Source organism: Frankia casuarinae (assembly GCF_000013345.1).
In the GTDB taxonomy this organism is placed as follows: domain Bacteria; phylum Actinomycetota; class Actinomycetes; order Frankiales; family Frankiaceae; genus Frankia; species Frankia casuarinae.
In genome coordinates this window covers 494,549-519,325 of sequence record NC_007777.1, presented here as the reverse complement: position 1 = coordinate 519,325, position 24,777 = coordinate 494,549, and the positions used below count along the sequence as shown (strand labels likewise).

The following is a 24,777-nucleotide window of genomic DNA, read 5'->3' as shown; positions in this document are numbered from 1 at the left end:
ATCGACGGCACCCGCGGAACGGCGAGAACAGCCCGCAGAACGGCGAGAGCAGGGAGGACGGAGGACGGAGGACGGCGATACGATCGGCGCCCTCGCCCTCTGCCTGGGCCAGGGGCATGGAGGGAGCCGCGGTGATGGAGACAATCATCCAGAATCGGGAGGACTGGATCCGGACGACGCCGGATCCGGCGTCGTCGTCCGTCCGCACCACGCCCCATTCACCGGCCTGCGCCCTGCTGGCGGCAAGGGTCATCGAGGAGATGCTGGGCGAGCTGACGTTCCACCATCTCGGCATCCTCGTCGCGGACCTCGACGCTGCCCGGGAACGGTATGCCGTCTCCCTCGGGGTCGATGCGTGGGAGTCGCGGGTCGTCTCCGGCCCCGCCGTCTGGCGCGATCGACCGATCATGATCGAGGACGTCCGGATCGCGTTCGGCCGCTTCGGCAGCAGCCTGGTCGAGCTGGTGGAACCCGGCGAGCGGCCGTGGACAGGGCGGGAAATTCTCGACCAACGTGGCGAGGGGTTGTTCTCCATCGGCTACGAGGTCGACGACCTGCCGGCGTGCCTGCACCGGGCGGTCGCCGCGGGATGCCTGGTCGAGCAACTCCGGCCGGACGCTCGGAACCCGCGACGGGCCTATCTCGACGCGGGTTCCGGACTACTGATCGAACTCATCCCCGGGGGTGCCGGACAGAACGGTTGGTGATCACTGTCCGAAACCTGCCGTCCTCGCGGGCTTGTCCTGGCGGCCATCCAAATGTCATCATCAATCGAGGCCGCCCGGCACCCCCCGAGCCGGGCGGCCTCCCTGCAGGTACGGGCCTTCCGATGTTCCGCGGGCGCCGCTATGTTGCCGTGCGCATCTCCCCCGTCACTAGCAGCCAGCGTAAAGGCGAGAACCTCCAAACCGCCGGCGTCGAGAGATGAAGCATTAACAACACTCGTTGACAACATCCGTTGACAACACCCGTCACCCGTTCCTCGAACCAGAAAAGGCCAAGCCGTCAGGAGCCGTGAACGGCAATCCCGATGATCACACCGATGAGCGTCGTCGCGATGGCGACGAAGGTTGCAATCTTCCCCCGTCCGCTGCCCTGGTTCGGCCTGGTCACCGGTCCCGACCGGCAAGATGCTCCGCGACAAAGCGTTCCATGCCGGCGACGAAGGCACGCGCGTCCTCGGCGGGCCAGTCGTCGAGCATGCGCTGGAAGACGTCGGCCAGCCGACGCCGAGAGCGATCGATGGCGGCCCGGCCCTCGTCGGTGAGCGTCAGGCGGACCGCGCGGGCGTCATCGGGATCGGCCGAACGGCGCAGCAACCCGAGCGCCTCGAGACGATCACTGTGCCGGCTCACCACCGAACGGTCGATGCCGATCTCCATGCTCAGCTTGCGCGCCGTGGTCGGGCCCGTACGGGCCAGACCGTTGAGCACGGGGTAGACAGCCTCGTCGAGTCCGACGTCCGCCGAGGAGAGCAACTCCCCGAACAGACGCGTCCGGTTCGGCCGGGTCAGGAGAAGTCCGAGCGCTGTCGCGAGCCTCGCGCCGTCGTCTGAACCCACCACACGACCCTACTCTGCGTGCACCATGCACCAATTCGTGCGGGGTGCGGATCCACGCGGGGGCACCGACCCACGCGGGGCGTCGGTGGCGCGCGGGAGCGACGAAGACGCACGGAAGGAGGAAGTGCGATGGCTCACACCCGACCCGGCGGAAGGGTGCGACTGCCGGGCACGGCAGAATTGCCGGGGCGGCCCCGTGCAGAACCACCGCAAGGCACCAGGCAGGCGCCAGCACGCGACCGCGGATCCGGAAGGCACACCGTGACGGGCATGCTCACAGCACAGCGGACGAGTCCGATCGAGCAGATCACCGCCGATCATCGACGGGTCTCGGTGGACCTCGGCTCACGCAGCTATCCGATCGATATCGGTCCCGGGGTCCGCCGAATCCTGCCCGACATCGTCGCGCGGATCGGCGCCCGGCGGGCCGTCATCGTCTCGGCGCGGCCGCAGGACGCGGTTCCCGACCCGGGCGTGCCGGTACTGCGGCTGGCCGCACGGGACGGCGAGGCGGACAAGAACCTGTCGAACGTCGAGGCGCTCTGCGGCCGGTTCGCGGCTTTCGGGCTGACCCGGTCGGACGTCGTCATCTCCTGCGGCGGGGGAACCACCACGGACGTCGTCGGGCTCGCCGCGGCATTGTACCACCGCGGCGTGGCGGTGGTACACCTCCCGACATCCCTGCTCGCCCAGGTGGACGCGAGCGTCGGCGGGAAGACGGCGGTGAACCTGCCCGCCGGCAAGAACCTCCTCGGTGCCTACTGGCAACCCAGCGCCGTCCTCTGCGACACCGACCACCTGCGGACCCTGCCCCGGCGGGAGTGGATCAACGGCTACGGCGAGATCGCGCGGGCCCACTTCATCGGCACCGGGGACCTGCGCGGTCTGCCGGTGACGGAGCAGATCACCGCCAGCGTGGCGCTCAAGGCCGCCGTCGTCGCTCGGGACGAACGGGACTCAAGCCTGCGCCACATCCTCAACTACGGCCACACCCTGGGGCATGCCCTGGAGCGCGTCACCGACTTCGTGCTGCGCCACGGTGAGGCGGTGGCGATCGGCACCGTGTTCGCCGGCCGTCTCGCCGGGGAGCTCGGCCGGATCGGGGACGATCGGGTCCGCGAGCACCTGGACGTGGTCCGCGGCTACGGGCTGCCGACGGCCCTGCCCACCGAGGCGGACGCCGCCGAACTCGTCGCCGTGATGCGTCTGGACAAGAAGTCGACGAACACCGGCCTCACCTTCGTGCTCGACGGTGCGGACGGCCCACAGCTGGTGGGCGACATTCCGGAGGACCTGGTCATGAAGACGCTCGGCGACATGCCGCGCGGGCCGCTGGCCTGACGCCCGTGCCACCGGCCGCGCATGCTGTCACGGGCGCCACCCGTCTGTTCGCCGTCGTCGGGGATCCCGTCGAACAGGTACAGGCGCCGTCGTTACTCAATCCGCTGTTCGACGAACTCGGGCTTGACGCCGTCCTCGTACCGGTGCACGCCCGGCAGGCGGACTTCCCCGCCGTGCTCGATGGACTCCGGCGCATCGAGAACCTGGACGGCATCCTGATCACGATTCCGCACAAGGCCGCCGCCTGCGCCCTTGCCGACGAACGCAGTCCGGCGGCCGCGATCAGCGGGAGCGCCAACGCACTGCGCCGCGGCCCGTCCGGGCGCTGGCAGGCCGACAACTTCGACGGAGCGGGATTCGTCCGGGGACTGACGGCCGCCGGACGTCCGGTGGCCGGAACGCGGGTCTCGCTACTGGGCGCGGGCGGCGCCGGCAGCGCCATCGCGGCCGCGCTGCTCGACGCCGGCAGCACACGGCTGTCGATCTACGATCCGGATCGGGAGAAGCGCGACGGCCTGCTCGCCCGCCTCGACGAGCATTGGCCGGACCGCGCCGTCGGCGTCGCGACACCCCTGCTGCACGATGTCGATCTCGCGGTGAACGCCACGCCGCTCGGCCTGCGTCCGAACGATCCGCTCCCCTTCCCGCCGGATGGGCTCGCGGCGGGCTGCGTCGTGGCGGACATCATCATGAAACCGCCCGACACCCGCCTGCTGCGGGCCGCGGCCGCACTCGGCCTGCCGACCCATCCGGGCATCCACATGCTCGCCCACCAGATCGGCTTCTACCGCTCGTTCTTCGATCTCGTCCCGGCGGCACCCGCCTGACGACCTGCGAGGGCTCATGCGTGCACCATCCCCAACCGGCTGTCTGGGTATCGACGTGGGCGGCACCAAGGTCGCGCTGCGCATCGAGGCCGCACAGGCCAGGACAGCACAGGCCAGGACAGCACAGGCCGGGGCCGCACAGGCCGGGACGAACCCGATGGGAGGCGACGAGCAGATCGGCCCGAGCAGGCCGAGCGGACCGGAGGGTCCCGTCAGGCCGGTGGAGACAACCTTCCAGTGGTCGCCGTCGGCGACCGCCACCCAGGACATCGACGATCTCGCCGCACACGTTGCCGCGCTGACTGCCCGATGGGGCGGTCGGGTTGACGCCGTCGGCGTGGCGATGCCCGCGACCATCGACGCCGCCGGCCGGGTCACAACATGGCCGGGCCGGCCGGCCTGGACCGGGCTCGACCTCGGCGCCGCGCTGCGGGATCTGCTGCCGGGCAGCACCGTGGTCTGCGGCGACGACGGCGATCTGGCCGCGCTCGCAGAGGCGGACGCGGCCGGCTGTGAGAACGTGGTCTACCTGGGAGTCGGGACGGGCGTCGGCGGCGGGATCGTGCTCGGCGGCCGGTCCTGCCCGGGGCCCGGTCGCGGCTCCAGCGAGATCGGACATCTGATCATCTCGTCCGACGGGCCCAGCTGCGACTGCGGCCGCCGCGGATGTGTGCAGGCAACCGCGTCCGGGCCGGCCACCCTGCGCCGGGCCACCCAGCGGCGTGGTGCGGAGGTGACCTTCGCCGAACTGCGCGCAGCCTGGCTCGCGGCCGACGCCTGGGCGGTGCGGACGGTGGGCGAGAGTGCCGCGGCGATCGCCACGGCCGTCATCGGGCTGACCGAACTGCTGCATCCCGCGATGGCGGTGGTCGGCGGCGGGTTCGCGGCCGGCCTGCCTGGATTTCCGCGGGCGGTCGCCGAGCACGCCCAGACCCTTGCCCGTCCGGGACATCCGCCCGCGCCCGTCCGCCCAGCGTTGCTGGGCGGCCTGTCCTCCCTGTTCGGAGCGCTCCTGGCGGCTCAGTCGCCGGCGAGGATCGGCCGGCTGGCCTGAGCCGCGGGGACACCGGCGGTGCCGGCGGGTTCGACCGGGTGCGGCCGGAGAAGGGACAGCAACTCCGCGGGCCGGCGCAGCACCGCGTCCGGCCCGGCCGCGACCAGCTCGGCGCCGTCCGCCTCGCCCCACAGCGCGGCCACCGCCATCACGCCGGCCGCACGCGCGCTCTCCAGGTCGGCGACCGCGTCCCCGATCATCATCGCCTCATTCGGCGCCACGCCCAACAGCTCAAGTGCCCGGTTCACGATGTCCGGCGCCGGCTTGGGACGGGCGATCTCATCAGAGCCGATGACATAATCGAAGATCGGCAGAATGTCGAGCTCACCCAGCAGGTGCCGGGCCCGTGGACCCGCCTTGCCGGTGGCGACCGCGAGCCCGAGGCCGCGCTCGTGCAGGCTCCGCAGCAGCGCGGCGACCCCTTCGAAGAGCACCACCTGGTGGGCCAGCCGATAGCTCTCGCGGACGAACGGCTCCTCCATCTCCAGCGGCAAATTCATAATCCGCATGATGTCCGGGAAGTAGCGTCCCAGGTGCCGGTTGTACTGCTCGAACGGGGGCTCGCCGGGACCCACGACCTCGGCGTAGGCGATCGTGAACGCCTGCCGCATCACTCCGAAGCTGTCGACCAGCACCCCGTCGAGATCGAAGATGACCGCACGTTTCCGTGTTCCGGACGCCGCACCGGTCCCGATGGTCGTCCCCGCACCGGTCCCGGTGGTGGTCATGGCCGACCAGGGTTTCAGCTCAGTTCCCACGTGCCCCCCCGGGCTCGACGTTGGGTGCCGTTCGATATTCGTGACACAGGTCGTGACACAGGTCGTGGATGCGTGACCTCAGCGAGTCGCGTGCGCGAGCGGCGCGACGGACCGGTGCGAGCGCGCGGAGTCGTAGAACCTCTCGATGGCGGCGATCGTCGGGCGGACCTCCTCGATCGCCCGCCCCCGGGACGCGGGATCCGCCAGCAGCGCGGGCAGTTCATCGAGCTGGCGGCGGTACTCCGTTCCGATCGGTTCGTCGGGCACAGGCACCGCCACGGTCTCGCCGGCCCGGGTGCGGGTCAGAACCGAACGATCCTGCCGGTTTGGACCGAAACCGAACGTGCAGCGCAGCGACGCGGTGCCCGCGGCACCCTCGACGTTGATCAGGGTGACGTCCCGGGCCTCGTGCGAGGCCCAGCTCGCCCGCAACGACACCGAGACCCCGTTCTCGGTGACCAGGAAGCCACGTGCGGTGTCCTCGACGTCACCGCCGACGCCGACAGCCGGCCCGGTGCCATCGTCGTGACGCCAGGAGGCCACCCAGGAGCCGTCGCTGACGAAGTCGTCCGAGATCGTCCCGACCACCTGCTGGAAACGGACGCTGCCCAGCAGCGGGGTGAGGGTGTCGAGCAGGTGCCAGCCGAGGTCTACCAGGGCTCCGCCGCCGGAGAGGTCCCGCCGGGTGAACCAGCCACCGGCGTCGGGAATGCCCCGGGCCCGGATCCAGGCGAGATCGACGTGCCGGATGGCACCGAGCCCGTCGGCGAGCTCGTAGAGCCGGCTGACATCCGCCCGGTACCGCGCGGCGCTCCCAGCGAGCAGGATGGTGTCGCCCGCGCGCTCGGCCGCCGCGAGCCGGTCGGCCTCGGCCGAGCTCAGGCACACCGGCTTCTCCAGGAAAACCGGAATACCGGCGCTCAGCAGCCGGGCTGCGATGTCGGCGTGCCGGTGGTTGGGCACCGCCACGACCGCGAGGTCGACCTGAGTCCGGTCGATCTCGTCGACGTCGGCGAGCACGGCCAGGCCCGGGTCGGCCCCGGCCGCCGCCCGGCGGGCCCCGGAATCGGAATCGACGGCCGTGACCACGACGAACTCCGGGTGTTCTCGCAGCCGGGGAAGCCAGATCGACCGGCCGGCCCAGCCCAGCCCCACCACGGCGACCCGCAGCGGAGTCCGCGTGGGGTTGCCGGTCTCGCCTCGGCTCACAGCTCGGCCAGGGTCTCGGCCACGATGGCCGCGACCTGGTGCATCTGTTCTTCGGTGCCGAGCAACGTCCGATGGTGCAGCCAGACGCCGTCCGCGCTGATCGCCTCGGTGTTCGGGCAGCGCTTCGCGATCTCGTCCACCGTTTCGTCCGGGGCGCCGGTCTCCCAGAAGCCGTTGGACCGGTAGATCGCCCGGAACGCGGCGAAAGCGGGCAGCCCGCGGTCCACAAGGGCGTCGACGAACGCGTTGCGGCGCTCCTCACTGAACCCGGGCAACCGGAACATCGCCATGTAGTGCGGATTGCGGTCACACCGGTCGTCGCGGCCCTGCGGGACGACGCCCGGGATGTCGGCAAGCGCGCCCGCCAGCACCGGCCAGCGCTCCTCACGCGTGTCAATCTGGCCGGCCAGGCGGCCGAGCTGGGCACGCAGGACCGCGGCGGAGAACTCGTTGAGCCGGAAATTCGACCCGGAGGTCTGGTGGAGGTACCGGCGGTCCGTGCGTGGCCGCCCGCAACTGTGCCGCAGGAAGCCGAGTTCGTACAGCTCGGCGTCGGGGAAGGTGACGGCGCCGCCCTCGCCGGCGGTCATGAGCTTGCCGTTCTGGAAGCTGAACGCCGCCACCGAGCCCAGCTCGCCGAGCTTCTTACCCTGCCACTGCGCACCGTGCGCGTGCGCCGCGTCCTGGATCAGCGGAACCCCGGCATCCGCGGACAGCTTCGCCAGGGCGTCCATGTCGCAGACCTGGCCCGCCATATGCACCGGCATGATCGCCCGAGTGCGCGGGGTCACCGCGGCCGCCGCGGCGGTGACCCCGATGCAGTACGTGCCCGGGTCGATGTCGACCGGCACGGCCACCGCGCCGAGGCGCTGGGCCGCCTGCGAGGAGGAGATGAAGGTGAACGCCGGCACGATGACCTCACTGCCGGGTCCAACCCCCAGGACCTGCAACGCGAGCTCCAACGCGTGCGTCCCGTTGGTTACGGCGAGGGCGTAGCCGGCCCCGTGGTAGGCAGCGAATTCCCGCTCGAAAGCGTCGACCTCACTGCCGCCCATGCGCCACCACTGGCCCTGTTCCAACGCCCGGATCAGACCACCGCGCTCCTCGTCGGAGTACTGCGGCCAGGCCGGCAACTCCGGCGCTGGCCGTGCTCTACCGATCATGATCCCCACCCTTTTCTTGCCCGTGACCGTATCGTTGTTCTTCGCGCCGGGATCGAGGTTCCGTCGACGGTTCCATTATCGCGATCGGCGAAGGAATCTACGCGAGAGGATGCATGACGGACGGTACCTCGGTACCCCCGGGTTCCCCATCGCCCCCGGACATGACACGCTAATATCAACGGACTGACTACAGATAGACTTGAGAAGAACACCCCAGCTGGCCCTTTCTGCTTGCGGGTGTCCAGCAGGTGGCTTTGCTATAAATGTGGGGTTCCGGATCAGAAACGCCGACCATCGAGCCGGCCAGCATGTCTGTGAGGCGCCGTGACCACGCTACTTCTCCTGAATGGCCCCAATCTGGGCATACTCGGCCGACGCCAGCCGGAAGTCTACGGCACGGCGACACTGGCCGATATCGAGGCGGCCGTCGCGGCTCGGATCTCGGACCGCGGATGGAAACTTGTCTCCGTACAACGTGAATCCGAAGGTGAATTGATCCACACTATTCAGGATAATTACGACTCGATCGGTGCGATCGTCAATCCAGGTGCGCTGATGATGTACGGCTGGAGCCTTCGTGACGCTTTGGCCAATTATCCGAACCCGTGGATCGAGGTCCATCTCTCCAATGTCTGGGCTCGGGAGTCCTTCCGGCACGAATCCATTCTCTCGGCACTCGCCCGGGGAGTGATCGTCGGCCTGGGGGCCCTCGGATACGAGCTTGCCGCTCAGGCGCTGCTGGACCTCGTCCCCGCGCCGAGCTGAGACGTCCCGCCGGACCGGGAACGACTCTTCGGATGACTGGTCACGCGAAGTGGCGTTCGTATCCCCTTCCCGACGTGACCAGGCCACCCGCGACGTGGAACTCCCCAGCGCCGGGCCGGCCGGCGTCGGACGCACGAGCGCCCTCGGCCCGGTGTCATCTCCTCGGCCGTGTCGGTTCCTCGGCCGTGTCGGTCCGACTCGGGCTTCCCGGCAGGCCGAAGAAGCAGGGTGGCGCATTGCTGGAATATGGCCGTATGACCCTTTAGGATATTTTTGAGTGATATGCCGCAAAGATCGGACCGGGGCCGTCGTACTTCCGCATCCGCAATGCCGGCGGGAGAGTGCCGCCCATGACAACGCACCCCGTTCATCCCGTTCATGAGGAACGGTCCTCCCAACGGACGATCATCCGCCGGGATTCGCCGATGGGCCTGGCAGTGGACCTGTCGGTGGGCCTGGCAGTGGCGGGCCCCACCACCCCCTACCAGGTGACCACCTCCAGGCGACCACCTCCGCCGGGAGCGCGGTGAGCTACTCCTGCGCGGTGAGGGCGTGGGTGGCTGCCGCGGCAACGGCGGGGGCTAGCCGTGGATGGTCGAGGGGAGGCAGCACGCTGCCGGGCGGCGTCTGACCGACGAGGGCGTGCACGGCGGCGAGGCGGGCAGCGGGGGTGACCGGGCGGCGAGTGGTGACGACCGCCCGCAGCAGTCCGGGCAGCGCGTGCAGCGGACGCGGGCCCGAGGTGGCGCGGGCCAGCGGAGGGGGCGTCTCCGGGCGGATCCGCAGGACGGGAACGCCCTTGGGCGGCGCCGCCAAGCCGATCAGGTCGACGATCAGATCGAGTTCGGGGGCAAGCAGGTGCAGCGGCTGGATGCCGTAGTCGACCGGATCGTAGAGGGTGATCTCGTGGAGGCCGACACCGATCAGTAAGCCGGCGAGATCGCCGCCCCGAGCCGGGTCCACGACGGCGACGCGGGCCCGCCCCGGCGCGATGTCACGCGCCCGGAGATGGTTGAGGACCGCGGCCGCGGCGGCGACGGCGAGACCGTCGTTGACGGTGTCGAGCAGCAGATGCGGGGCGGCGGACCGCAGCGCGGCGCGGGCGGCGTCGATGCGGCGGACATGCGTGTGGACCAGGACGGTGGCGGCGAATCCCGGAGCGATCATGCCGATCGCCGCGGCGAGCTCGGCGGCGGTACGGGCTGCGATCGGCATGGGGATGACGTCGAACCCGGTCGCCCGGTGTAGGTGGACCGCCTGGGACTCGACCGCTGGCAGGGCCGCCTCGGCGGCCAGCGGCTCAAAGTCCAAGACGGCGCTGCCGTCGGTGAGCAGCGCCACTCGACGCGGCCGGCCGGTGAACCGGTCGGTGTGCGTCGGGTGCATGGCCAGGTGACTGATGACGCGGCGGTCGGCGTCAGCGTCCAACAACGCAAGATCGTGACCGGTCGTGACCGACGCGCGGAGACACTGGGCGAGTTTGCCGGTCGACGCGACGGTGAAGACGGGATCCTCGGTCTGCAACAGGTCGGCACCCAGCCGCTCCCGCAGCGCCCGGACCAGCCAGGTCAATGTGGACCCGCTGTCGGCATCCAACGTGATCCGCCGGCCGCCCCCGGGGTCCGGCTCGTCCGCGTAGCACGTCACGGGGCCGGGGGCTGCGGCGACGACCGCCTCGATGATCATCGTGGCCCGGTGCGGAACGCGGACCGTGACGCTGTAGGCGGGGTTGACTCCGGCTGAACCGGCCGGACCGGCCGGACCAGGGGGCGTCACGCCGGCTCCACCCGTGCCCGACTCCGTCCGGTGCGCGCCGGTCCCCCAGCCGGCCCCTCGGCGGGGCTCCCCTCCGCGGGAGTCCCACCTGCGGGAGTCCCGGGCATCGGTCCACCACATTTCATGCTCATGAGGGGCTTGTCTCCGCTTCGCGCAACTCGGCCAACAGTCCGGCCTGCCCGGCCGCCATCTCGGTCAGAATCCGCCGGGCCGCGCGCATCAGCTCCGCCACGTCCCCGCCCGCGAGCGCGTACACCACCGTCGGGCCGTCCCGCGTCGCGGTCACGATCCCGGACCGGCGCAGCACCGCGAGCTGTTGGGAAAGGTTCGACGACTCCACCTCGATCGCGGCCAGGAGATCCCGCACCGGCATCGGCCCGTCCTGCAGCAACTCCAGCACCCTAATTCGCACCGGATGGCCAAGCATGCGAAAAAACTCCGCTTTAGCCTGGTACAGCGGAACCCGCCTCGTCACGAGCCACCTCCCGTCGACCCCACGCAGCTCCGGCCGAGGCCTACCGGCCGAGGTACCGGCCTGGCCGGAGTACCGGCGACCGCCCACCCAGAGATCACGCCGGCACGGTGAGTAGCGCCACGACCCGTTCGCGCCCGATGGCGACCTCCCCGCCAGTTACAGAATTTATCAACTGTTCGTTACCACACTTCGGAGTCGGGAAACAGCTCTTTATCGCACGGCACGGCTCTGCGGGGGCCGCTGTGTCCGAGATCTCGCCCACTCCATACTTTTTAGCATGTAAATTGAAGAAACCTTCAATTTTTCATCCCAGTATATGGGAGGATCGGATCCGCATCGAGATGACGACGGGGCAGGCCGAGGACCCCCGGCCCCACTGCCCCGCCCCCATAAGGACGGCCCCGTCACGCTGGCCCAGGCCACTCGGCCGGCTGGAACTCGGCCGGCTCCTGCCCGGCCGGGCCGATATCGAGAGCATGCGCCGCCAGCCAGGCCGTGACCTGCTCGCGGGGATGACCGTCGCGGTGGTCGCGCTGCCGCTCGCGCTGGGATTCGGGGTCTCCTCCGGCCTCGGCGCGGCCGCCGGACTGGTGACGGCGATCGTGGCGGGTGCTCTCGCGGCGGTCTTCGGCGGGTCGAACCTGCAGGTGTCCGGGCCGACCGGCGCGATGACCGTCGTGCTCGTGCCGATCGTGCACCGGCACGGGCCGGCTGGTGTGCTGACCGTCGGGCTGCTCGCCGGGATGATCCTGCTCGCGCTCGCGGTCCTGCGGGTCGGCCGCTCCGTGCGATATGTGCCGGCGCCCGTGGTGGAGGGATTCACCGTCGGCATCGCCGCGGTGATCTTCCTTCAGCAGGTTCCCTCGGCCCTGGGGGTGCACGCCCGAAACGGTGACCGGGTGACCGGCGTGGCCTGGGCGGCCGTGGCCGACTTCGTCCACCGGCCGCACTGGCTCGCGCTGGCGCTCGCCGTCGGCGTCGCGGCGACGATGCTGGTCGGCGCCCGGCTGCGGCCCACGGTCCCGTTCTCGCTGCTCGCCGTGGCCCTCGCGACGGCCCTCGTCACGGCCCGCGAGTGGGACGTCACGACCCTCGGCGCAATCCCCGCCACCCTGCCCGGTCCCTCGCTCGGCTTCCTCGACATCACCGCGATCCCGACGCTCGCCACGGCCGCCGTCGCCGTGGCCGCGCTCGCAGCCTTGGAGAGCCTGCTCTCGGCCAGTGTGGCCGACGGGATGACCGTCGGCCAGAACCACGACCCCGACCGGGAGCTATTCGGCCAAGGGCTGGCCAACCTCGCCGTCCCGCTGTTCGGCGGGGTGCCCGCCACCGGCGCGATCGCCCGCACCGCGGTCAACGTCCGCTCGGGTGCCTCGTCCCGGCTCGCCGCCCTCGCGCACGCCGTGGTCCTCGCCGGGGTGATGCTCGCAGCCGCTCCCCTGGTCGCGCGCATCCCGCTCGCCGCGCTCGCCGGTGTTCTGCTCGCCACGGCGGTGCGGATGGTCGAGGTCTCCTCGTTGCGCACCCTCGGCCGTGCGTCACACTCCGATGCCCTGGTCATGGCGCTGACCGCCGGGGCGACCCTGGCGCTCGACCTCGTCATCGCCGTCGTCCTCGGCCTCGCGGTCGCCGGCGCCCTCGCCCTGCGCGCAATCGCCCGAACCGCGCGGGTCGAGGAGGTGCCGCTGGACCCCGGCGATCATCACGATTCCGAACACGCGCTACTCGCCGAGCACATCGTCGCCTACCGTATCGACGGCCCCCTGTTCTTCGCCGCCGCCCACCGCTTCCTGCTGGAGCTCACCGAGGTGGCCGACGTCGAGATCCTCATCCTCCGGCTGTCCCGGGTCAGCGCCGTCGACGGCACCGGCGCCCTCGTCCTGCGCGACGTCATCGACCGGCTCGAACACCGCGGCGTCAAGGTGTATGTGTCGGGGCTGCGACCCGAGCATGCCAAAGCGGTGGCCGCCGTCGGTCTGGTGGACCGGCTGCGCGGCCAGGGACGCCTGTTCGACTCCACCCCGTCGGCCATCCAGGCTGCCCGGGACCATCTCCACCACACCGGCGCCCTGGCTGCCGTCCCCACCTGAGCCCACGCGGCGTTAGCCCACGCGGCGCTAGCCGCGGTCGCGCGGCTCGCGACGCAGCCCGCCCCACAGGGGACTCTGGTCCCACCAGCCGGAGGCTGGCGATCGACATGACGGATGTGCCCCAGGCAGGAATCGGACCTGCGGCCTACCGCTTAGGAGGCGGTCGCTCTATCCACTGAGCTACTGGGGCCGGCGAGGGACACCGGGTCTGGCTCGTGCAACAGATCATACGGGGCCGCGGAGCAGCCGGCCCGAGGGGACACCATGGATCCCGATCGGCAAGGCATCCGCACACCGTCCACAGCCCGTCGGCACGCTCGATCTACCGCAACGACCGATTATTACCGAAGGCTAATGACCGCCATCGAGGACCGTGGCCGCCCGGCACTGTGTACCGGCGCAGCGCAATCAGCCGAACTGCTCGGCCATCTCGACGAGTTCCTTGCATTTCGGACAGATCGGGAAACGCGAGGGGTCCCGCACCGGTTCGAACTTGTAGCCGCACAACGCCGTAACCCGGCCACCCTCGATGGACGCGCGAACGATCTCCTCACGACGAGCGTAGTGAGAGTGATCGTCACCTTCGTCCGTCTGGGTGTTCGATGTCTCGGGCGCGATCTGAGTCGTGCTCATGGCGTCGAGTCTAGTGCCGCGGGCGCCGATGCCGGCCCTGGGTGCAAGCCCGCGCGCGGGACGGGTGCCGCACGAGGACACGCCGCCGGACCGAGGCCATACCCGCCGAACCGAGGCCATGGAACACGTCGTGGAACACCGACCCCGGTCCGGGGGAAGGGACCGACGGGACATCGAAACCGACCAGCCGGCATGGTCTTCGGGGGGCAGATGGCTCTTGTGAGTCCCAGGCTGAGCGTACCCTGGAGAGGACGAAGGAGACCGGTGACTGGATTGATCGACAGTACCGAGATGTACCTCCGAACCCTGTACGAGCTGAGGGAGGAGGGCATCCCCCCGCTGCGCGCGCGTCTGGTGGAGCGCCTGCATGTCAGCGCGCCGGCCGCGAGCGAGTCGACGGCTCGTCTGGCCAACGAGGGGCTGGTGTGCCTCGCCGACGACCGGACCGTGCAGTTCACGGAGAAGGGCCTGCTGCGGGCCACCGCCGTCATGCGCAAGCACCGCTTGGCCGAGCTGCTGCTCACGAAGGTCATCGGGTTGGACTGGGCGCTGGTACACAACGAGGCCTGTCGGTGGGAGCATGTAATCTCCGACGAGGTCGAGGCGCGCCTCACCGTCCTGCTCGGCGATCCGAAGCGCTGCCCATTCGGTAACGAGATCCCGCCTTCCCAGCAGCACCACACCACGGCACGGCCGGCTTCCGCCCCGGTGAGCCTACTGGCGTCGGCCGACCTCGCCTCGTCCGGTGGTGGCAGGCCGGTCACGGTGAGCTGGATCTCCGAGCGGTTGCAGACGGACGAAAGCATCATGCGCCGGCTTCAGGACGCCGCGATCGTCCCCGGCGCGCAGATCACGCCGGGCTCCCGCGGCAACCTGATCCACATCGTCACTCCCAACGGCCAGACCGACGCGGAGATCAGCCGTAGCACCGCGGCTCTCGTTTACGTCGACCGCTGAGTCGACCGCTGAGTCGTCGCCCACGGCACCGTCGCCGTCGCCATCCTGATCGCTTCCGCCAGCGGCCGATGGTGTCACGCTCCCGGCCGCACACCCCCCCGGAAGCTCGACCACCAGATCTTCTCCACCTTGACCACCTCCCCGGTCCGCGGAGCGTGGATCATCTTCCCGCCCCCGATGTAGATCCCGACATGATCAAGATCGGCATGGAAGAAGACGAGATCGCCGGGAATGAGGCCCGCCCGGTTCACGCGGCGCCCCTCATTCCATTGTGATCCGGTGTAGTGGCTCAGCGAGACCCCGGCCTTCCCCCAGACCCACTGCGTCAGGCCGGAGCAGTCGAAGGACTTCGGCCCCGCCGCAGCCCACACGTAGGGCTTGCCCAGCTGGGCGTATGCCTCCTGCACCGCGCGCGACGCGCCACCGCCGCCCGTCGGCGGGATGGGTGCCGGGGTAGTCGGGGCCGCGGCGAACGCCCGGCCCGCGGCCGCGACCGCGGCCGACTCCTTCCGATAACGGACCCGTTCGGCCGCGGCCTTCCTGGCCGCCGATGCCGCGGCGGCGGCCGCCGCCGCCCTGCGGGCCCGCGCGGCGGCGGCTTGGCGCTCCCTGGCCCGCCGCTCCAGCGATGCGTAGCGGGATTCGAGCCGCTGCAGCAGGCTGCGCTGCTCGGCGGCGGACGCCTCGATGGACCGCTTACGTGCGGCGAGCCGCATGACGATCTTCCTCTTGCCCGCAAGTGCCACGTCAGCGCTCCGGCGTGCCTCGGTGAGATCCCGACGCGCGAGCCGCAGGCCAGTGTCCGCCACGCGTTGCCGGCGGGCCAGCGCATCGACCGCACCGGCCCGGTCGAGTACCTGTCGGGGGTCGCCGGTCAGCAGCAACGACAGTTGCCCGAATCCCCCGGCCCGATTCGCCGACACCGCCAACCCCCGGTGTTTGTCCGAGGCCTGCCGTACAGCGTCGTCAGCGCGGTCGACCCGCCCGGCCGCGGCAGCCGCGGCCCGCTCGGCCTCGGCCAGCCGAATACGTTCGGCGTTGAACACCTCAGTGGCAATCGCCGTCTGACGAGTGGATTCGTCCAGCCGTACCCGGGTACCGTTGATCTCCGCCTGCAGGCTCTGCAGGCTCTCCGGGCTCTCCGGGGCCGACCCGGAGGCCGGAGTCGTCGGCGCCGCCCAGGCGGATCCGGCAAACCCCCAGACAACCGGAGGTCCGGCGACGAGAATGCCGACCAGTCCGAGAACAATGGGCGCTCCGGCTTTCGGACGCCATCCGGTCGGATCGTTCCCGGTCGGCTGGGGATCGTCGGTCGGGCCGGCGGCGGGAGTCTGCCTTGCGACGTGTTTCGAAGTTCGCCGGCCGAACCCGGATGGCGGGACATCACGGGGACGGCGGGGCCCGGGGCGCGGTTCGCCGGCGCTATGCCAGCCCTCCGTGGGGACACTGCTCACACCGCCGGACGGTAACTCTATGCAGTTATACAGTCACGGAAGCACGCCGCGACGAGCGGAGAGTCTCCAAGCACCCACCGCCAGCCGATGAGATCGGGTCACAGGCCACCCAATTTAGCGATTTCACATGCCAGAAACAGCTAAGACACAGGTCGGGAACAGATCTTGCCGACTCTTCGGACCCGAGGATCCGGGACGAGCGCAGCGTGGCCGGGGACCGGGTGAGCGCAGTCCGCGCATCGCGCGGGGAATGACAGGAGAGACATGGACAAATTGAATTCGGGCGATACCGCGTGGATGCTCATCAGTTCCGCGATCGTGCTGTTCATGACGCCCGGACTGGCGTTCTTCTACGGTGGCATGGTCCGAGCGAAGAACGTGCTCGGAATGATCATGCAGAACTTCTTCTGCATCGGGATCGTCACGCTGATCTGGTCGGTCATCGGGTTCAGCGTCGCGTTCGGCGAGGGTAACGGCTTCTGGGGCGGATTCGACTTCTTCGCTCTCCAGGACCTCTCCGGCAGCGACGGCGCGATCCCGTACGTCGTGTTCGTCGCCTTCCAGCTGATGTTCGCGATCATCACGCCCGCCCTCATCACCGGCGCGATCGCCGATCGCATGAAGTTCAGCGCCTTCGCGATCTTCATCCCGCTCTGGTCGCTGCTGGTCTACTCGCCGATCGCACACTGGGTGTGGGCGAGCAAGGGCTGGTTGTTCGAGCGCGGCGCGATGGACTTCGCGGGCGGCACGGTCGTCCACGCCAACGCCGGTATCGCGGCGATCGTGCTGGCGCTGGTCCTCGGCAAGCGGGCCGGTTGGCCGACCGGCGACTTCCGCCCCCACAACGTCCCGTTCGTTCTCCTGGGCACCGGCATCCTGTGGGTCGGATGGTTCGGGTTCAACGCGGGTTCCGCGCTGGGCGCCAACAAGGTCGCCGGATACGCCCTGCTCAACACCCAGATCGCGACCGGCGTCGCGATCCTCGGATGGCTCGCGGTCGAGCAGCTGCGCGACGGCAAGGCGACCACCCTGGGAGCCGCCTCCGGCGCGGTCGCGGGTCTGGTGGCCATCACCCCGGCCTGTGGTTTCGTCTCTCCGATGGGTTCGATCGCCATCGGCGGCATCGCCGGCGTCGTCTGCGCCCTGGCCACCTCGATCAAGGGCAAGGTCGGCATCGACGACTCGCTCGACGTCGGTGCGGTCCACCTGGTCGGCGGTGTGCTCGGAGCCCTGCTGACCGGCCTCTTCGCCACCGTCGACACGAACGAGGCCGGCAAGGACGGTGTCTTCTACGGCGGCCCGTGGAGCGTCTTCGGGGAACAGGCGCTCGCCGTCGGCGCGACGCTGGGCTACTCGGCCGTCGTGACGGCGATCATCGCTCTCGCCCTGAAGTACACCATCGGTCTCCGGCTGAACGCCGACGACGAGATCGCCGGCATGGACGAGGCGTTGCACGGGGAGACGGCGTACCGCTTCACGTCCATCGGCGGTAGCGGCTCGCTGTCCACGAGCAGCATCAGCCCCGTCAAGGTGCCCGAGGAGGCCCAGGCATGACCAAGCTCGTCACCGCCGTCATCAAGCCGTTCAAGGTCGACGACGTGAAGGCGGCGCTCGAGACCCTGGGCGTGCACGGACTGACGATCTCCGAGGTCCAGGGCTACGGCCGGCAGAAGGGCCACACCGAGGTCTACCGCGGCGCCGAGTACAAGGTCGACTTCGTGCCAAAGATCAAGATCGAGGTGGTCGTCGCGGACGGGGCGGTCGACGATCTGGTCGCGGCGATCACGTCGTCGGCGCAGACCGGCAAGATCGGCGACGGCAAGATCTGGGTCGTTCCGGTCGAGTCGGTGGTACGGGTCCGTACCGGCGAGCGGGGGGCGGACGCGCTGTAGTAGTGCCGGGCGTGGCAACGCCACCGCGGCACGGCTCCATCGCACCACCCGACTCCATCCATCACTGTTACCACGCACCCCCGGCACCCGGCACCACGCACCACCCGCGACACCGCACGAGCTGGTACCACCCGAGACCACAGTTGCGCTGGTGCGCGTTTCTGTGTCCTCGGCTCGGCGCTCCACTGGCCGTGATCGATCCGGACCCGAGATCGATCACGGCCAGACGGCCGAACGGAGGAGGACAGCCATGACGGACCGCCTGGAGATCCTCAAGGGCCGCTCCGAGCACCTGCCCACGGCGACCGGCCCACGGCTGCGCCGCATCCTCACCGACCTCGCCGACGATGCCCTAGTCGACCTGTTCGGCGATCCCGGACCGGGAATTGCCCTGGTGGCCGTCGGCGGCTACGGACGCGCGGAACCCGCGTTCGGCAGCGATCTCGACCTCGTCCTCGTCCACGACGGCAAACGGAACGACATCTCCGCCGTCGCCGACGCGGTCTGGTATCCGCTGTGGGATTCGGGGGTGGGTCTCGATCACAGCGTGCGCACCGTCGACGAGGCCATCATGGTGGCCGACGGTAACCTCAAGGCCGCGCTCGGCCTGCTCGACGCCCGCCACGTCGCGGGTGACGCGACGCTGGCCACGCAGCTTGCCCAGCGGGCTCGCGCCCGCTGGCGGTCCCATGCTCCGAAACGACTACCCGAGCTCGCCGAGGCCGTCGCGGAACGGGCCACCCGACTCGGTGAGGTCGCGTTCCTGCTCGAACCCGACCTGAAGGAATCCCGCGGCGGGCTGCGTGACGTCCATGCCCTGCACGCCCTCGCGGCGGCCTGGGTCGCCGAGTCCCCCCCCGCGCGGGTGATCGCCGCCGGTCAGGTGCTGCTCGATGCCCGCGGCGAGATCCGCCGGCTGAGCCGGGGACGAGCCCACGATCGGCTCCTGCTCCAGGACTCCGAGTCGCTCGCCACCATGCTCGGCTACGCCGACGCGTTCGCGCTCGCGCACGCGGTCGCCGACGCCGGACGCGCCATCTCCTGGACCTGGGACACCACCTGGTACCGGGTCGCGGCCGGCCTGCGGTCGGTGGCGCGGTGGCGCGGTGGCGGCCGGCGGCCGGCCCGCCGCCCCCTCGGCGAAGGGGTGGTCGACCAGGACGGCGAGGTCCAGCTCGCCCGGGACGTCGATCCGGCGAAGGACCCGGTCCTGGTGCTGCGGGCCGCCGCCGCGGCCGCACGAAGCGGGCTCCCGTTGGGCCGCTACGCCGTCGACCGGCTGGCCCGGGAGGCCCCACCGATGCCCGACCCCTGGCCTGACGCCGCCCGTGACGCGCTGGTCGCGCTGCTGGCCACCGGCGACGCGGCCGTGGGGGTGCTGGAATCCCTCGACCAGGTGGGGCTGCTCGTCCGGCTCATCCCGGAGTGGGCGGCGGTGCGCAGCAGACCGCAACGCAATCCCTACCACCGCTATACCGTCGACCGGCATCTGATGGAGGCCGCGGCGCGGGCCGCCGCGCACACCCGCGAGGTGGACCGGCCGGATCTGTTGCTGCTCGGCGCCCTCCTGCACGATATCGGTAAGGGCTTCCCCGGCGACCACACCGACGCGGGCATCGTGCAGATCGAACGGATCGGCCCGCGGCTGGGCCTGCCGCCCGAGGACGTCGACGTGCTTGTCGCCATGGTCCGCCACCACCTGCTTCTCGGCGAGGCCGCGACCAGGCGGGACATCGACGATCCCGGGACAATCGCGAGCGTCGCCGCGTCCGCCGGCAGCGTGCGGATCCTCACCCTGCTGCACCGACTGACCGAGGCCGACTCCCGGGCCACCGGTCCGACCGCGTGGAACGCCTGGAAGGCGCGGCTGATCGGTGACCTCGTCGAGCGGGCCCGAGCCGTCCTCGGCGGCGAGCGGGTCCCGTCTCCCCCGAGCCTCGACGATCGGCAGCGTGGCCTGCTCGCGCTGCCCGACGAGCACGTCGTCCAGGTCAATCCGCTGCCGGACGAGGGCATGTTCGAGATCGTGGTGGTCAACGCCGACCACGTCGGGCTGCTGGCGATCATCGCTGGTGTCCTCGCGCTGAACCGATTGGACATCCGGCGGGCCTCGGCCCGGAGGAACGGCGGTCGGGCGCTGCTGCAGGCCGCCGTGGCGGCGCCGCACGAACGGGTACCGGAACCGGCGCGGTTGCTCGCCGACCTGCGGGCCGCGCTCGCCGGCACCCTCGACGTCGCCGGTCGGCTCGCCGCCCGGGAACGCGACTACGCCGGGGCCAGGCGGTGGACCACGCCCGGCGCCCCTCAGGTGATCTTCGATGACGACCTGGGATCGATGACCGTGATCGAGGTGCGCGCCCCAGACCAGGCCGGCGTGCTGTACCGGATCGTACGGGCGCTGTCCGGGTTGCGACTCGATGTCGCCACCGCCATCGTCGCGACCCTCGGACTAGACGTGGTGGACGCCTTCTACGTGCGGGAGGCCGATGGTGGTCCGGTGGCGGACGGCGGACGGCGCCGTGAGATCGCGGACGCGATCCTCGCGGCCCTGGGACCGATGGAACCCATAGACCGCGCGGAATCGGCGGGCCGGACCACACAGACGTGATCCAGCCCGCCGGGATCCGCTCGGACCGAGCGTCAGCACCGTCGTGGGAGACGCTATGATGAGCAGGCACGTTGGGAGGCTTCGCCTAGTCCGGTCTATGGCGCCGCACTGCTAATGCGGTTGGGGGCATACACCCCCTCCGGGGTTCAAATCCCCGAGCCTCCGCGTCGACCAGGCGTTTTGAACATACGTTCGAGACGCCCGGTCTTTCCTTAAGATCAGGATGGCCGGCGGATGGAACGTGGATGGAACAAACGGCGTGGATCTTCATCCGGCGCCTGCTCTCCGGCTCCGCCGGGGGACGAACTCCTCGATCGCCACCGCCGCAGCCTCCGCCAACTCCTCGGCCACGACCGCGTAGACATCTCGGGTAAAGTTCGACGAAGCGTGACCGAGCACATCGGCGACCAGCTTCATGTCAACTCCGGCCGCGAGGAGCATCGTTGCCGCCCCGGGTCGAAGGTCGTGAAAGCGGATCGGGGGAAGGGGCATCGCCGCGGCGTCTGTACTGCTTCTTCGCCATCGAGGTCGGCTCCCGCTCCGTCCACATCCTCGGGGTCACCGCCCACCCCGACGGACCGTGGAGCACCCAACAAGCCCGGAACCTCCTCCTGGACCTCGGTGACCGGGCGGCCGACTTCCGGTTCCCGGTCCGTGACCGCGCCGGACAGTTCACCGCGTCGTTCGACGCGCTCCTCGCCGACGCCGGCATCACCGCGATCAGGATCCCACCCCGGACCCCGCGGGCGAACGCCTACGCGGAACGGTTAGTCCGAACCGTCCGGACCGAGGTCACCGACCGGATGCTGATCTTCGGTGAACGGCACCTGCGCGTTGTCCTGGCCGAGTACGCACGGCGCTACAACGGACGACGCCCCCACCGCGGCCGCGACCTTCAACGACCACGGCCCGACCACCCCGCCGCGGACCTGAGCCAGGAACGGATCAAACGTCAGCCCGTCCTCGGCGGCCTGATCAACGAATACGAACGAGCCGCCTAAAAGACCAGGCCAACGCCGGTGGCCGAGTTCTCGCACCCCACACGCGGGCCTTCACCCCCGGCCTGAAGACCGGAGCACTGGCCCGCACTCTGGTAGCAAGGAGTGGGAGGGCTCTGTAGCGGTCGGCGGCGACGTGTTCGAGAGTTTCTTTAGGGGCCCCCGTCACAGGTCATCTTCAACGGGGGCTGTCTGGTCTTTGTGGGCGCCGCGCATGGTGGGGAAGAGGACGACGTCGCGGAGGGTCGGGGCGCCGGTGAGCAGGGCAACGAACCGGTCGATGCCGAGCCCGAGGCCGGACATCGGGGGCATCCCGTATTCCATGGCCTCGATGAAGTCCTCTTCGAGCATCATGGTCTCGTCGTCGCCGGCCTCCCGCAGCGCGGCCTGTTCCTCAAGCCGCTGCCGCTGCTCGGCGGGGTCGACGAGTTCGGAGTAAGCCTTGACGATCTCCACGCCGTTCACCACGACCTGGAACATGTCAAGCGCGGTGGGGTCGGTGTCGCTGCGCCGGGCCAGCGGGACCAGTTCCGCCGGGTGGTGCACGAGGAAGCACGGCTGGACGAGATCGGGTCGGACCGTCTTCTTGTAGAGCAGGTCTACCAGGCCGGCGTAGGACGGGGAGGTCCCGACGTCCAAGCCGAGCTCGGCCACTCGGGCACGCAGAGTGGGAAGATCGCGGACAACGGTAAGGTCGATGCCGGTGCGCCGCTCCACCTCGGCCCGGTAGTCGATCTCCGGCCAGTCTGCGCCGAAGTCGAGCTTGACACCCTCGTAGGTAACCGCCCGGGTGCCGAGGACGTCGTCGAGGACCGTGAGGATCAGTTCGCGGACGAAGGCCATGTTGTCGCGATAGTCCCAGTAGGCGGCGTACCACTCCAGCATCGTGAACTCCTGGAGGTGCGAGGAGTCCATGCCTTCGTTGCGGAAGTTGCGGCCAAGTTCGTAGACGCGGTCATAGGCGCCGACGACGATCCGCTTGAGATAGGTCTCGGGGGAGATCCGCAGGTAGAAGTCCTCACCGAGGGCGTTGTGCCTGGTGATGAACGGGCGGGCCGCGGCACCGGACGCTGCCTCTTGCAGAATCGGGGTTTCGACTTCGAGAAAGTCGTTGTCGTCAAGGAGACGGCGAATCCGCCTGATGATGTTCGCTCTGGTCTGGAAGCGTTCCCGGGACTCGGCGTTGACAAGCAGGTCGAGGTAGCGGCGGCGGTAACGAGCCTCGACGTTGGACAGGCCCTGCCACTTGTCCGGAAGGGCACGTACGGTCCGGTTCAGCACCGTCATCTCGGAGATGGCGACGGTCCGTTCGCCGCGGCGGGTGGTGTAGAGGCTGCCGGCGATCCCGACGAAGTCGCCGATCTTCACGGCCCGGGACCATTCCTTGACGACCTCGGCGCCCAGATCGGTCTTGGACAGGGAAACCTGCACCCGGCCGCTACGGTCCTGGAGATGCCCGAAGATCAGCCCGCCCATACGGCGCCACAGGACCACGCGGCCGGCGAGACGGACAGCCGTCCCGTCGGGAGCGGCTGCGGCATCGGCCGCGACCGCGTCGGTCCGGTAGCCGGACCGCGGCCCCGCCGCCTCGGTTACCCCGGACTCCTCGATCGACATCAACACACCCTCTTGCCGCAGAAAGCACCAGCTAGCCACGAGGGTGGCGTTTCGTGAACGCTCCCGGGCGGGCCAGATGACGGATCGCCATCCTGCAGATGACTACTCCAGAGATGACTGCCCCAGCCTACCGACCCTCAGCGAACCGCAGCCGGCGTAGCCCATCCCGACAGTAGTCGATCATGGCTTCCACCAGATGCCGGTCCCGACGCCGGGCCGGTCGAATGGGTCGCCTGCCGCCGGCGCGGCGGCGCGTCCGTCCATGTCGTGCGCGGGGGGACTGGCGCGCACGGGCGGTTGCTGCGCCGGGTACGCCCCGATGTCCTGCACGTCAACCGGTGTGTGCCGTGGGCGTGCGCGCCGATGCTGGCCGCCGGCCTGACGGCCGGAGTGGCCGGTTGCGATCTGCGGGTCGTCGCCGTCGATCAGCTTCCGCAGCAGTGATCGACGGCGCGACCGGGCTGCTCATGCCCGCCGGCGACCCGGCCGCCCTGGCCGCTGCGCTGTGCCGGCTGCGGGATGATCCGGTCCTGCGCCACCGGCTGGGGAATACGGGCACGCCAGGCGGCCGTGAGCACCTTCACTGACCACCAGATGGCCCGCGCCTACCTCACGCTCTGGGAACGGTGCCGCTCGCAGCCGCGGGCCTCTCGCCTGCGGCCCGAACCGCCGCGCCCATGACCTTGAACTGACCGCGCATCTGCGGAGCATGTCGGCGAGACGCTCGCCAGCACAGGCCTGGGCGGGTTCGAGTTCTCACCATGCCGGCAGTCTCGCGCTTTCCAGCAGGCCCGAGAACTTGTCCTGGCAGCCGACCGCCAGACACCTGCGCGTAGCGGACCGCGGGCTCGGCACCGTAGGCTCCGTTCAGGATGGCAGTACGCACCGTGCCGGGCTGCAAGCGCCGCCCGGGCGACACGCATCATGGCCGCGTTCCTGCGGGAGCACGCCGGCTGGGTGAGCACGGTGTTGCTGCCGGCTTACACGCCCGAGCTGAATCCGGCGGAGGGGTGTGGTCCCAGCTCAAGCGCACCGCCCTGGTGAACCTGGCCGCCCGCAGCCTCGACGATGTCCACCAGGCGGCCAAACACGGACTGAAACGGCTGCGGTACCGGCCCGCGTTGCTGTTGGGGTTCCTCGCCGAAACCGGCCTGGGCTGGGAGGAGCTGCGGCCAACATGACTCCAGGCATTGAAGCTCAGTACCTGTGAGTGATGGCTGGCGTTGCGCCACTCGCGTTATCCTGACCCGGCTGAGTAGCGATCAGGTATGGCTGATGGGGACGTTTCGGGTATGACTGACGGGGACGTTCTTGACGGCAACCGGGCAAGGCGGCGTGAGCCGCGCCGTGGTCCGGAGCCTTTCGGCTCAGGCCGGGACCAGCCGCGCGACCCAGACCGGGAGCAGGCGAGCACGGCACACGCCAGGCCAGGGTGGCCGCTTCCGCCGGTTCCTGCCGGGCACCGGTGAGAGGGGTGGGTGTGAGTGCGGCGCCGCGTGCTGCGGAAGGGGGCCATGCCCGGCGAGCCGCCGGCCGCCGGCCACCGTTGATTCATCCGCTGAATCCTCACCCCGGCGGACCTCGATTCCGCTACTTTC

Annotated in this window: 24 protein-coding genes and 2 tRNA genes; 15 read left to right on the top strand and 11 right to left on the bottom strand. The window is 70.0% G+C overall.

The window, feature by feature from the left end:
• Positions 1-134: 134 nt before the first annotated feature.
• Positions 135-707 (top strand): VOC family protein, encoded by a 573-nt coding sequence (locus FRANCCI3_RS02185; protein WP_108913486.1) that lies wholly within the window; start codon positions 135-137, stop codon positions 705-707.
• Positions 708-1,109: 402 nt separating this feature from the next.
• Here the strand turns inward: FRANCCI3_RS02185 and FRANCCI3_RS02180 are convergent, their stop codons facing one another.
• Complete coding sequence (locus FRANCCI3_RS02180) at positions 1,110-1,562, bottom strand: MarR family winged helix-turn-helix transcriptional regulator (protein WP_011434900.1); 453 nt, start codon at positions 1,560-1,562, stop codon at positions 1,110-1,112.
• Positions 1,563-1,832: 270 nt separating this feature from the next.
• On the opposite strand from FRANCCI3_RS02180, the gene FRANCCI3_RS02175 reads away from it, so the two are divergent.
• The 3 genes from FRANCCI3_RS02175 to FRANCCI3_RS02165 are packed head-to-tail and all read left to right on the top strand — an operon-like array spanning position 1,833 to position 4,784.
• On the top strand, positions 1,833-2,903 hold the full coding sequence (locus tag FRANCCI3_RS02175; protein WP_011434899.1) for a 3-dehydroquinate synthase family protein: 1,071 nt from the start codon (positions 1,833-1,835) through the stop codon (positions 2,901-2,903).
• A gap of 5 nt (positions 2,904-2,908) precedes the next feature.
• Entirely contained in the window at positions 2,909-3,730 is an 822-nt protein-coding gene (locus FRANCCI3_RS02170) for a shikimate dehydrogenase family protein (RefSeq protein WP_011434898.1), read from the top strand.
• A gap of 16 nt (positions 3,731-3,746) precedes the next feature.
• On the top strand, positions 3,747-4,784 hold the full coding sequence (locus FRANCCI3_RS02165; RefSeq protein WP_011434897.1) for an ROK family protein: 1,038 nt from the start codon (positions 3,747-3,749) through the stop codon (positions 4,782-4,784).
• On the opposite strand, the gene FRANCCI3_RS02160 is transcribed toward FRANCCI3_RS02165, so the two are convergent.
• The 3 genes from FRANCCI3_RS02160 to FRANCCI3_RS02150 all read right to left on the bottom strand — a co-directional run bounded on the left by FRANCCI3_RS02160 (position 4,751) and on the right by FRANCCI3_RS02150 (position 7,914).
• Complete coding sequence (locus tag FRANCCI3_RS02160; RefSeq protein WP_023839847.1) at positions 4,751-5,512, bottom strand: HAD-IA family hydrolase; 762 nt, start codon at positions 5,510-5,512, stop codon at positions 4,751-4,753. The two genes, FRANCCI3_RS02165 and FRANCCI3_RS02160, sit on opposite strands and share 34 nt — an antisense overlap.
• A 108-nt stretch (positions 5,513-5,620) precedes the next feature.
• Positions 5,621-6,751, bottom strand: a complete 1,131-nt coding sequence (locus FRANCCI3_RS02155) for a Gfo/Idh/MocA family protein (protein ID WP_011434895.1) — start codon at positions 6,749-6,751, stop codon at positions 5,621-5,623.
• Entirely contained in the window at positions 6,748-7,914 is a 1,167-nt protein-coding gene (locus FRANCCI3_RS02150) for a DegT/DnrJ/EryC1/StrS family aminotransferase (protein WP_011434894.1), read from the bottom strand. The genes FRANCCI3_RS02155 and FRANCCI3_RS02150 overlap by 4 nt, the downstream gene beginning before the upstream one ends.
• A gap of 324 nt (positions 7,915-8,238) precedes the next feature.
• Between FRANCCI3_RS02150 and FRANCCI3_RS02145 the strand changes: the two genes are divergently transcribed.
• Positions 8,239-8,679 (top strand): type II 3-dehydroquinate dehydratase, encoded by a 441-nt coding sequence (locus FRANCCI3_RS02145; protein ID WP_011434893.1) that lies wholly within the window; start codon positions 8,239-8,241, stop codon positions 8,677-8,679.
• A gap of 531 nt (positions 8,680-9,210) precedes the next feature.
• On the opposite strand, the gene FRANCCI3_RS02140 is transcribed toward FRANCCI3_RS02145, so the two are convergent.
• Together FRANCCI3_RS02140 and FRANCCI3_RS02135 are read right to left on the bottom strand one after the other, a co-directional pair.
• Positions 9,211-10,455 carry a hypothetical protein gene (locus FRANCCI3_RS02140; RefSeq protein ID WP_011434892.1) on the bottom strand — a complete coding sequence of 415 codons (1,245 nt, stop codon included), beginning with the start codon at positions 10,453-10,455 and terminating at the stop codon, positions 9,211-9,213.
• A gap of 127 nt (positions 10,456-10,582) precedes the next feature.
• A complete protein-coding gene (locus FRANCCI3_RS02135) occupies positions 10,583-10,930 on the bottom strand; it encodes an ArsR/SmtB family transcription factor (protein WP_011434891.1) in 348 nt (115 codons plus the stop codon).
• Positions 10,931-11,271: 341 nt separating this feature from the next.
• Between FRANCCI3_RS02135 and FRANCCI3_RS02130 the strand changes: the two genes are divergently transcribed.
• Entirely contained in the window at positions 11,272-13,020 is a 1,749-nt protein-coding gene (locus FRANCCI3_RS02130) for a SulP family inorganic anion transporter (protein ID WP_011434890.1), read from the top strand.
• Between the two features lie 117 nt (positions 13,021-13,137).
• Here FRANCCI3_RS02130 and FRANCCI3_RS02125 read toward each other — a convergent pair.
• Positions 13,138-13,210 (bottom strand) — tRNA-Arg (locus tag FRANCCI3_RS02125).
• A gap of 218 nt (positions 13,211-13,428) precedes the next feature.
• The gene (locus FRANCCI3_RS02120; protein WP_023839854.1) at positions 13,429-13,653 is read right to left on the bottom strand and encodes a DUF3039 domain-containing protein; all 225 of its coding nucleotides are present in this window, start codon (positions 13,651-13,653) and stop codon (positions 13,429-13,431) included.
• A 264-nt stretch (positions 13,654-13,917) separates the two neighbouring features.
• On the opposite strand from FRANCCI3_RS02120, the gene FRANCCI3_RS02115 reads away from it, so the two are divergent.
• Positions 13,918-14,610: a metal-dependent transcriptional regulator gene (locus FRANCCI3_RS02115; RefSeq protein ID WP_023839855.1), complete on the top strand. Its 693-nt coding sequence runs from the start codon at positions 13,918-13,920 to the stop codon at positions 14,608-14,610.
• Between the two features lie 74 nt (positions 14,611-14,684).
• Here the strand turns inward: FRANCCI3_RS02115 and FRANCCI3_RS27245 are convergent, their stop codons facing one another.
• The gene (locus tag FRANCCI3_RS27245) at positions 14,685-16,064 is read right to left on the bottom strand and encodes a C40 family peptidase (RefSeq protein ID WP_011434888.1); all 1,380 of its coding nucleotides are present in this window, start codon (positions 16,062-16,064) and stop codon (positions 14,685-14,687) included.
• Between the two features lie 264 nt (positions 16,065-16,328).
• Between FRANCCI3_RS27245 and FRANCCI3_RS02105 the strand changes: the two genes are divergently transcribed.
• The 4 genes from FRANCCI3_RS02105 to FRANCCI3_RS02090 all read left to right on the top strand — a co-directional run bounded on the left by FRANCCI3_RS02105 (position 16,329) and on the right by FRANCCI3_RS02090 (position 20,729).
• A complete protein-coding gene (locus tag FRANCCI3_RS02105; RefSeq protein ID WP_011434887.1) occupies positions 16,329-17,618 on the top strand; it encodes an ammonium transporter in 1,290 nt (429 codons plus the stop codon).
• Positions 17,615-17,956 (top strand): P-II family nitrogen regulator, encoded by a 342-nt coding sequence (locus tag FRANCCI3_RS02100; RefSeq protein WP_011434886.1) that lies wholly within the window; start codon positions 17,615-17,617, stop codon positions 17,954-17,956. Before FRANCCI3_RS02105 ends, FRANCCI3_RS02100 begins: the two co-directional genes overlap by 4 nt.
• A gap of 250 nt (positions 17,957-18,206) precedes the next feature.
• Positions 18,207-20,564, top strand: a complete 2,358-nt coding sequence (locus tag FRANCCI3_RS02095) for a [protein-PII] uridylyltransferase (protein WP_011434885.1) — start codon at positions 18,207-18,209, stop codon at positions 20,562-20,564.
• 74 nt (positions 20,565-20,638) lie between these two features.
• Positions 20,639-20,729 (top strand) — tRNA-Ser (locus FRANCCI3_RS02090).
• Positions 20,730-20,831: 102 nt separating this feature from the next.
• On the opposite strand, the gene FRANCCI3_RS23965 is transcribed toward FRANCCI3_RS02090, so the two are convergent.
• Positions 20,832-21,005, bottom strand: a complete 174-nt coding sequence (locus FRANCCI3_RS23965; RefSeq protein WP_373420609.1) for a hypothetical protein — start codon at positions 21,003-21,005, stop codon at positions 20,832-20,834.
• Positions 21,006-21,007: 2 nt separating this feature from the next.
• Between FRANCCI3_RS23965 and FRANCCI3_RS02085 the strand changes: the two genes are divergently transcribed.
• Positions 21,008-21,565, top strand: coding sequence for an integrase core domain-containing protein (locus FRANCCI3_RS02085; RefSeq protein WP_011434884.1), 558 nt, complete (start codon positions 21,008-21,010; stop codon positions 21,563-21,565).
• A 162-nt stretch (positions 21,566-21,727) separates the two neighbouring features.
• Here the strand turns inward: FRANCCI3_RS02085 and lysS are convergent, their stop codons facing one another.
• The gene (lysS, locus tag FRANCCI3_RS02080) at positions 21,728-23,179 is read right to left on the bottom strand and encodes a lysine--tRNA ligase (RefSeq protein WP_011434883.1); all 1,452 of its coding nucleotides are present in this window, start codon (positions 23,177-23,179) and stop codon (positions 21,728-21,730) included.
• Positions 23,180-23,446: 267 nt separating this feature from the next.
• Between lysS and FRANCCI3_RS26630 the strand changes: the two genes are divergently transcribed.
• The 3 genes from FRANCCI3_RS26630 to FRANCCI3_RS27695 all read left to right on the top strand — a co-directional run bounded on the left by FRANCCI3_RS26630 (position 23,447) and on the right by FRANCCI3_RS27695 (position 24,360).
• Positions 23,447-23,623, top strand: coding sequence for a hypothetical protein (locus tag FRANCCI3_RS26630; protein WP_157902454.1), 177 nt, complete (start codon positions 23,447-23,449; stop codon positions 23,621-23,623).
• Positions 23,620-23,766, top strand: a complete 147-nt coding sequence (locus FRANCCI3_RS25850; RefSeq protein WP_173645823.1) for a hypothetical protein — start codon at positions 23,620-23,622, stop codon at positions 23,764-23,766. The genes FRANCCI3_RS26630 and FRANCCI3_RS25850 overlap by 4 nt, the downstream gene beginning before the upstream one ends.
• 285 nt (positions 23,767-24,051) lie before the next feature.
• Positions 24,052-24,360, top strand: coding sequence for a hypothetical protein (locus FRANCCI3_RS27695; protein ID WP_011434881.1), 309 nt, complete (start codon positions 24,052-24,054; stop codon positions 24,358-24,360).
• Positions 24,361-24,777 lie beyond the last annotated feature (417 nt).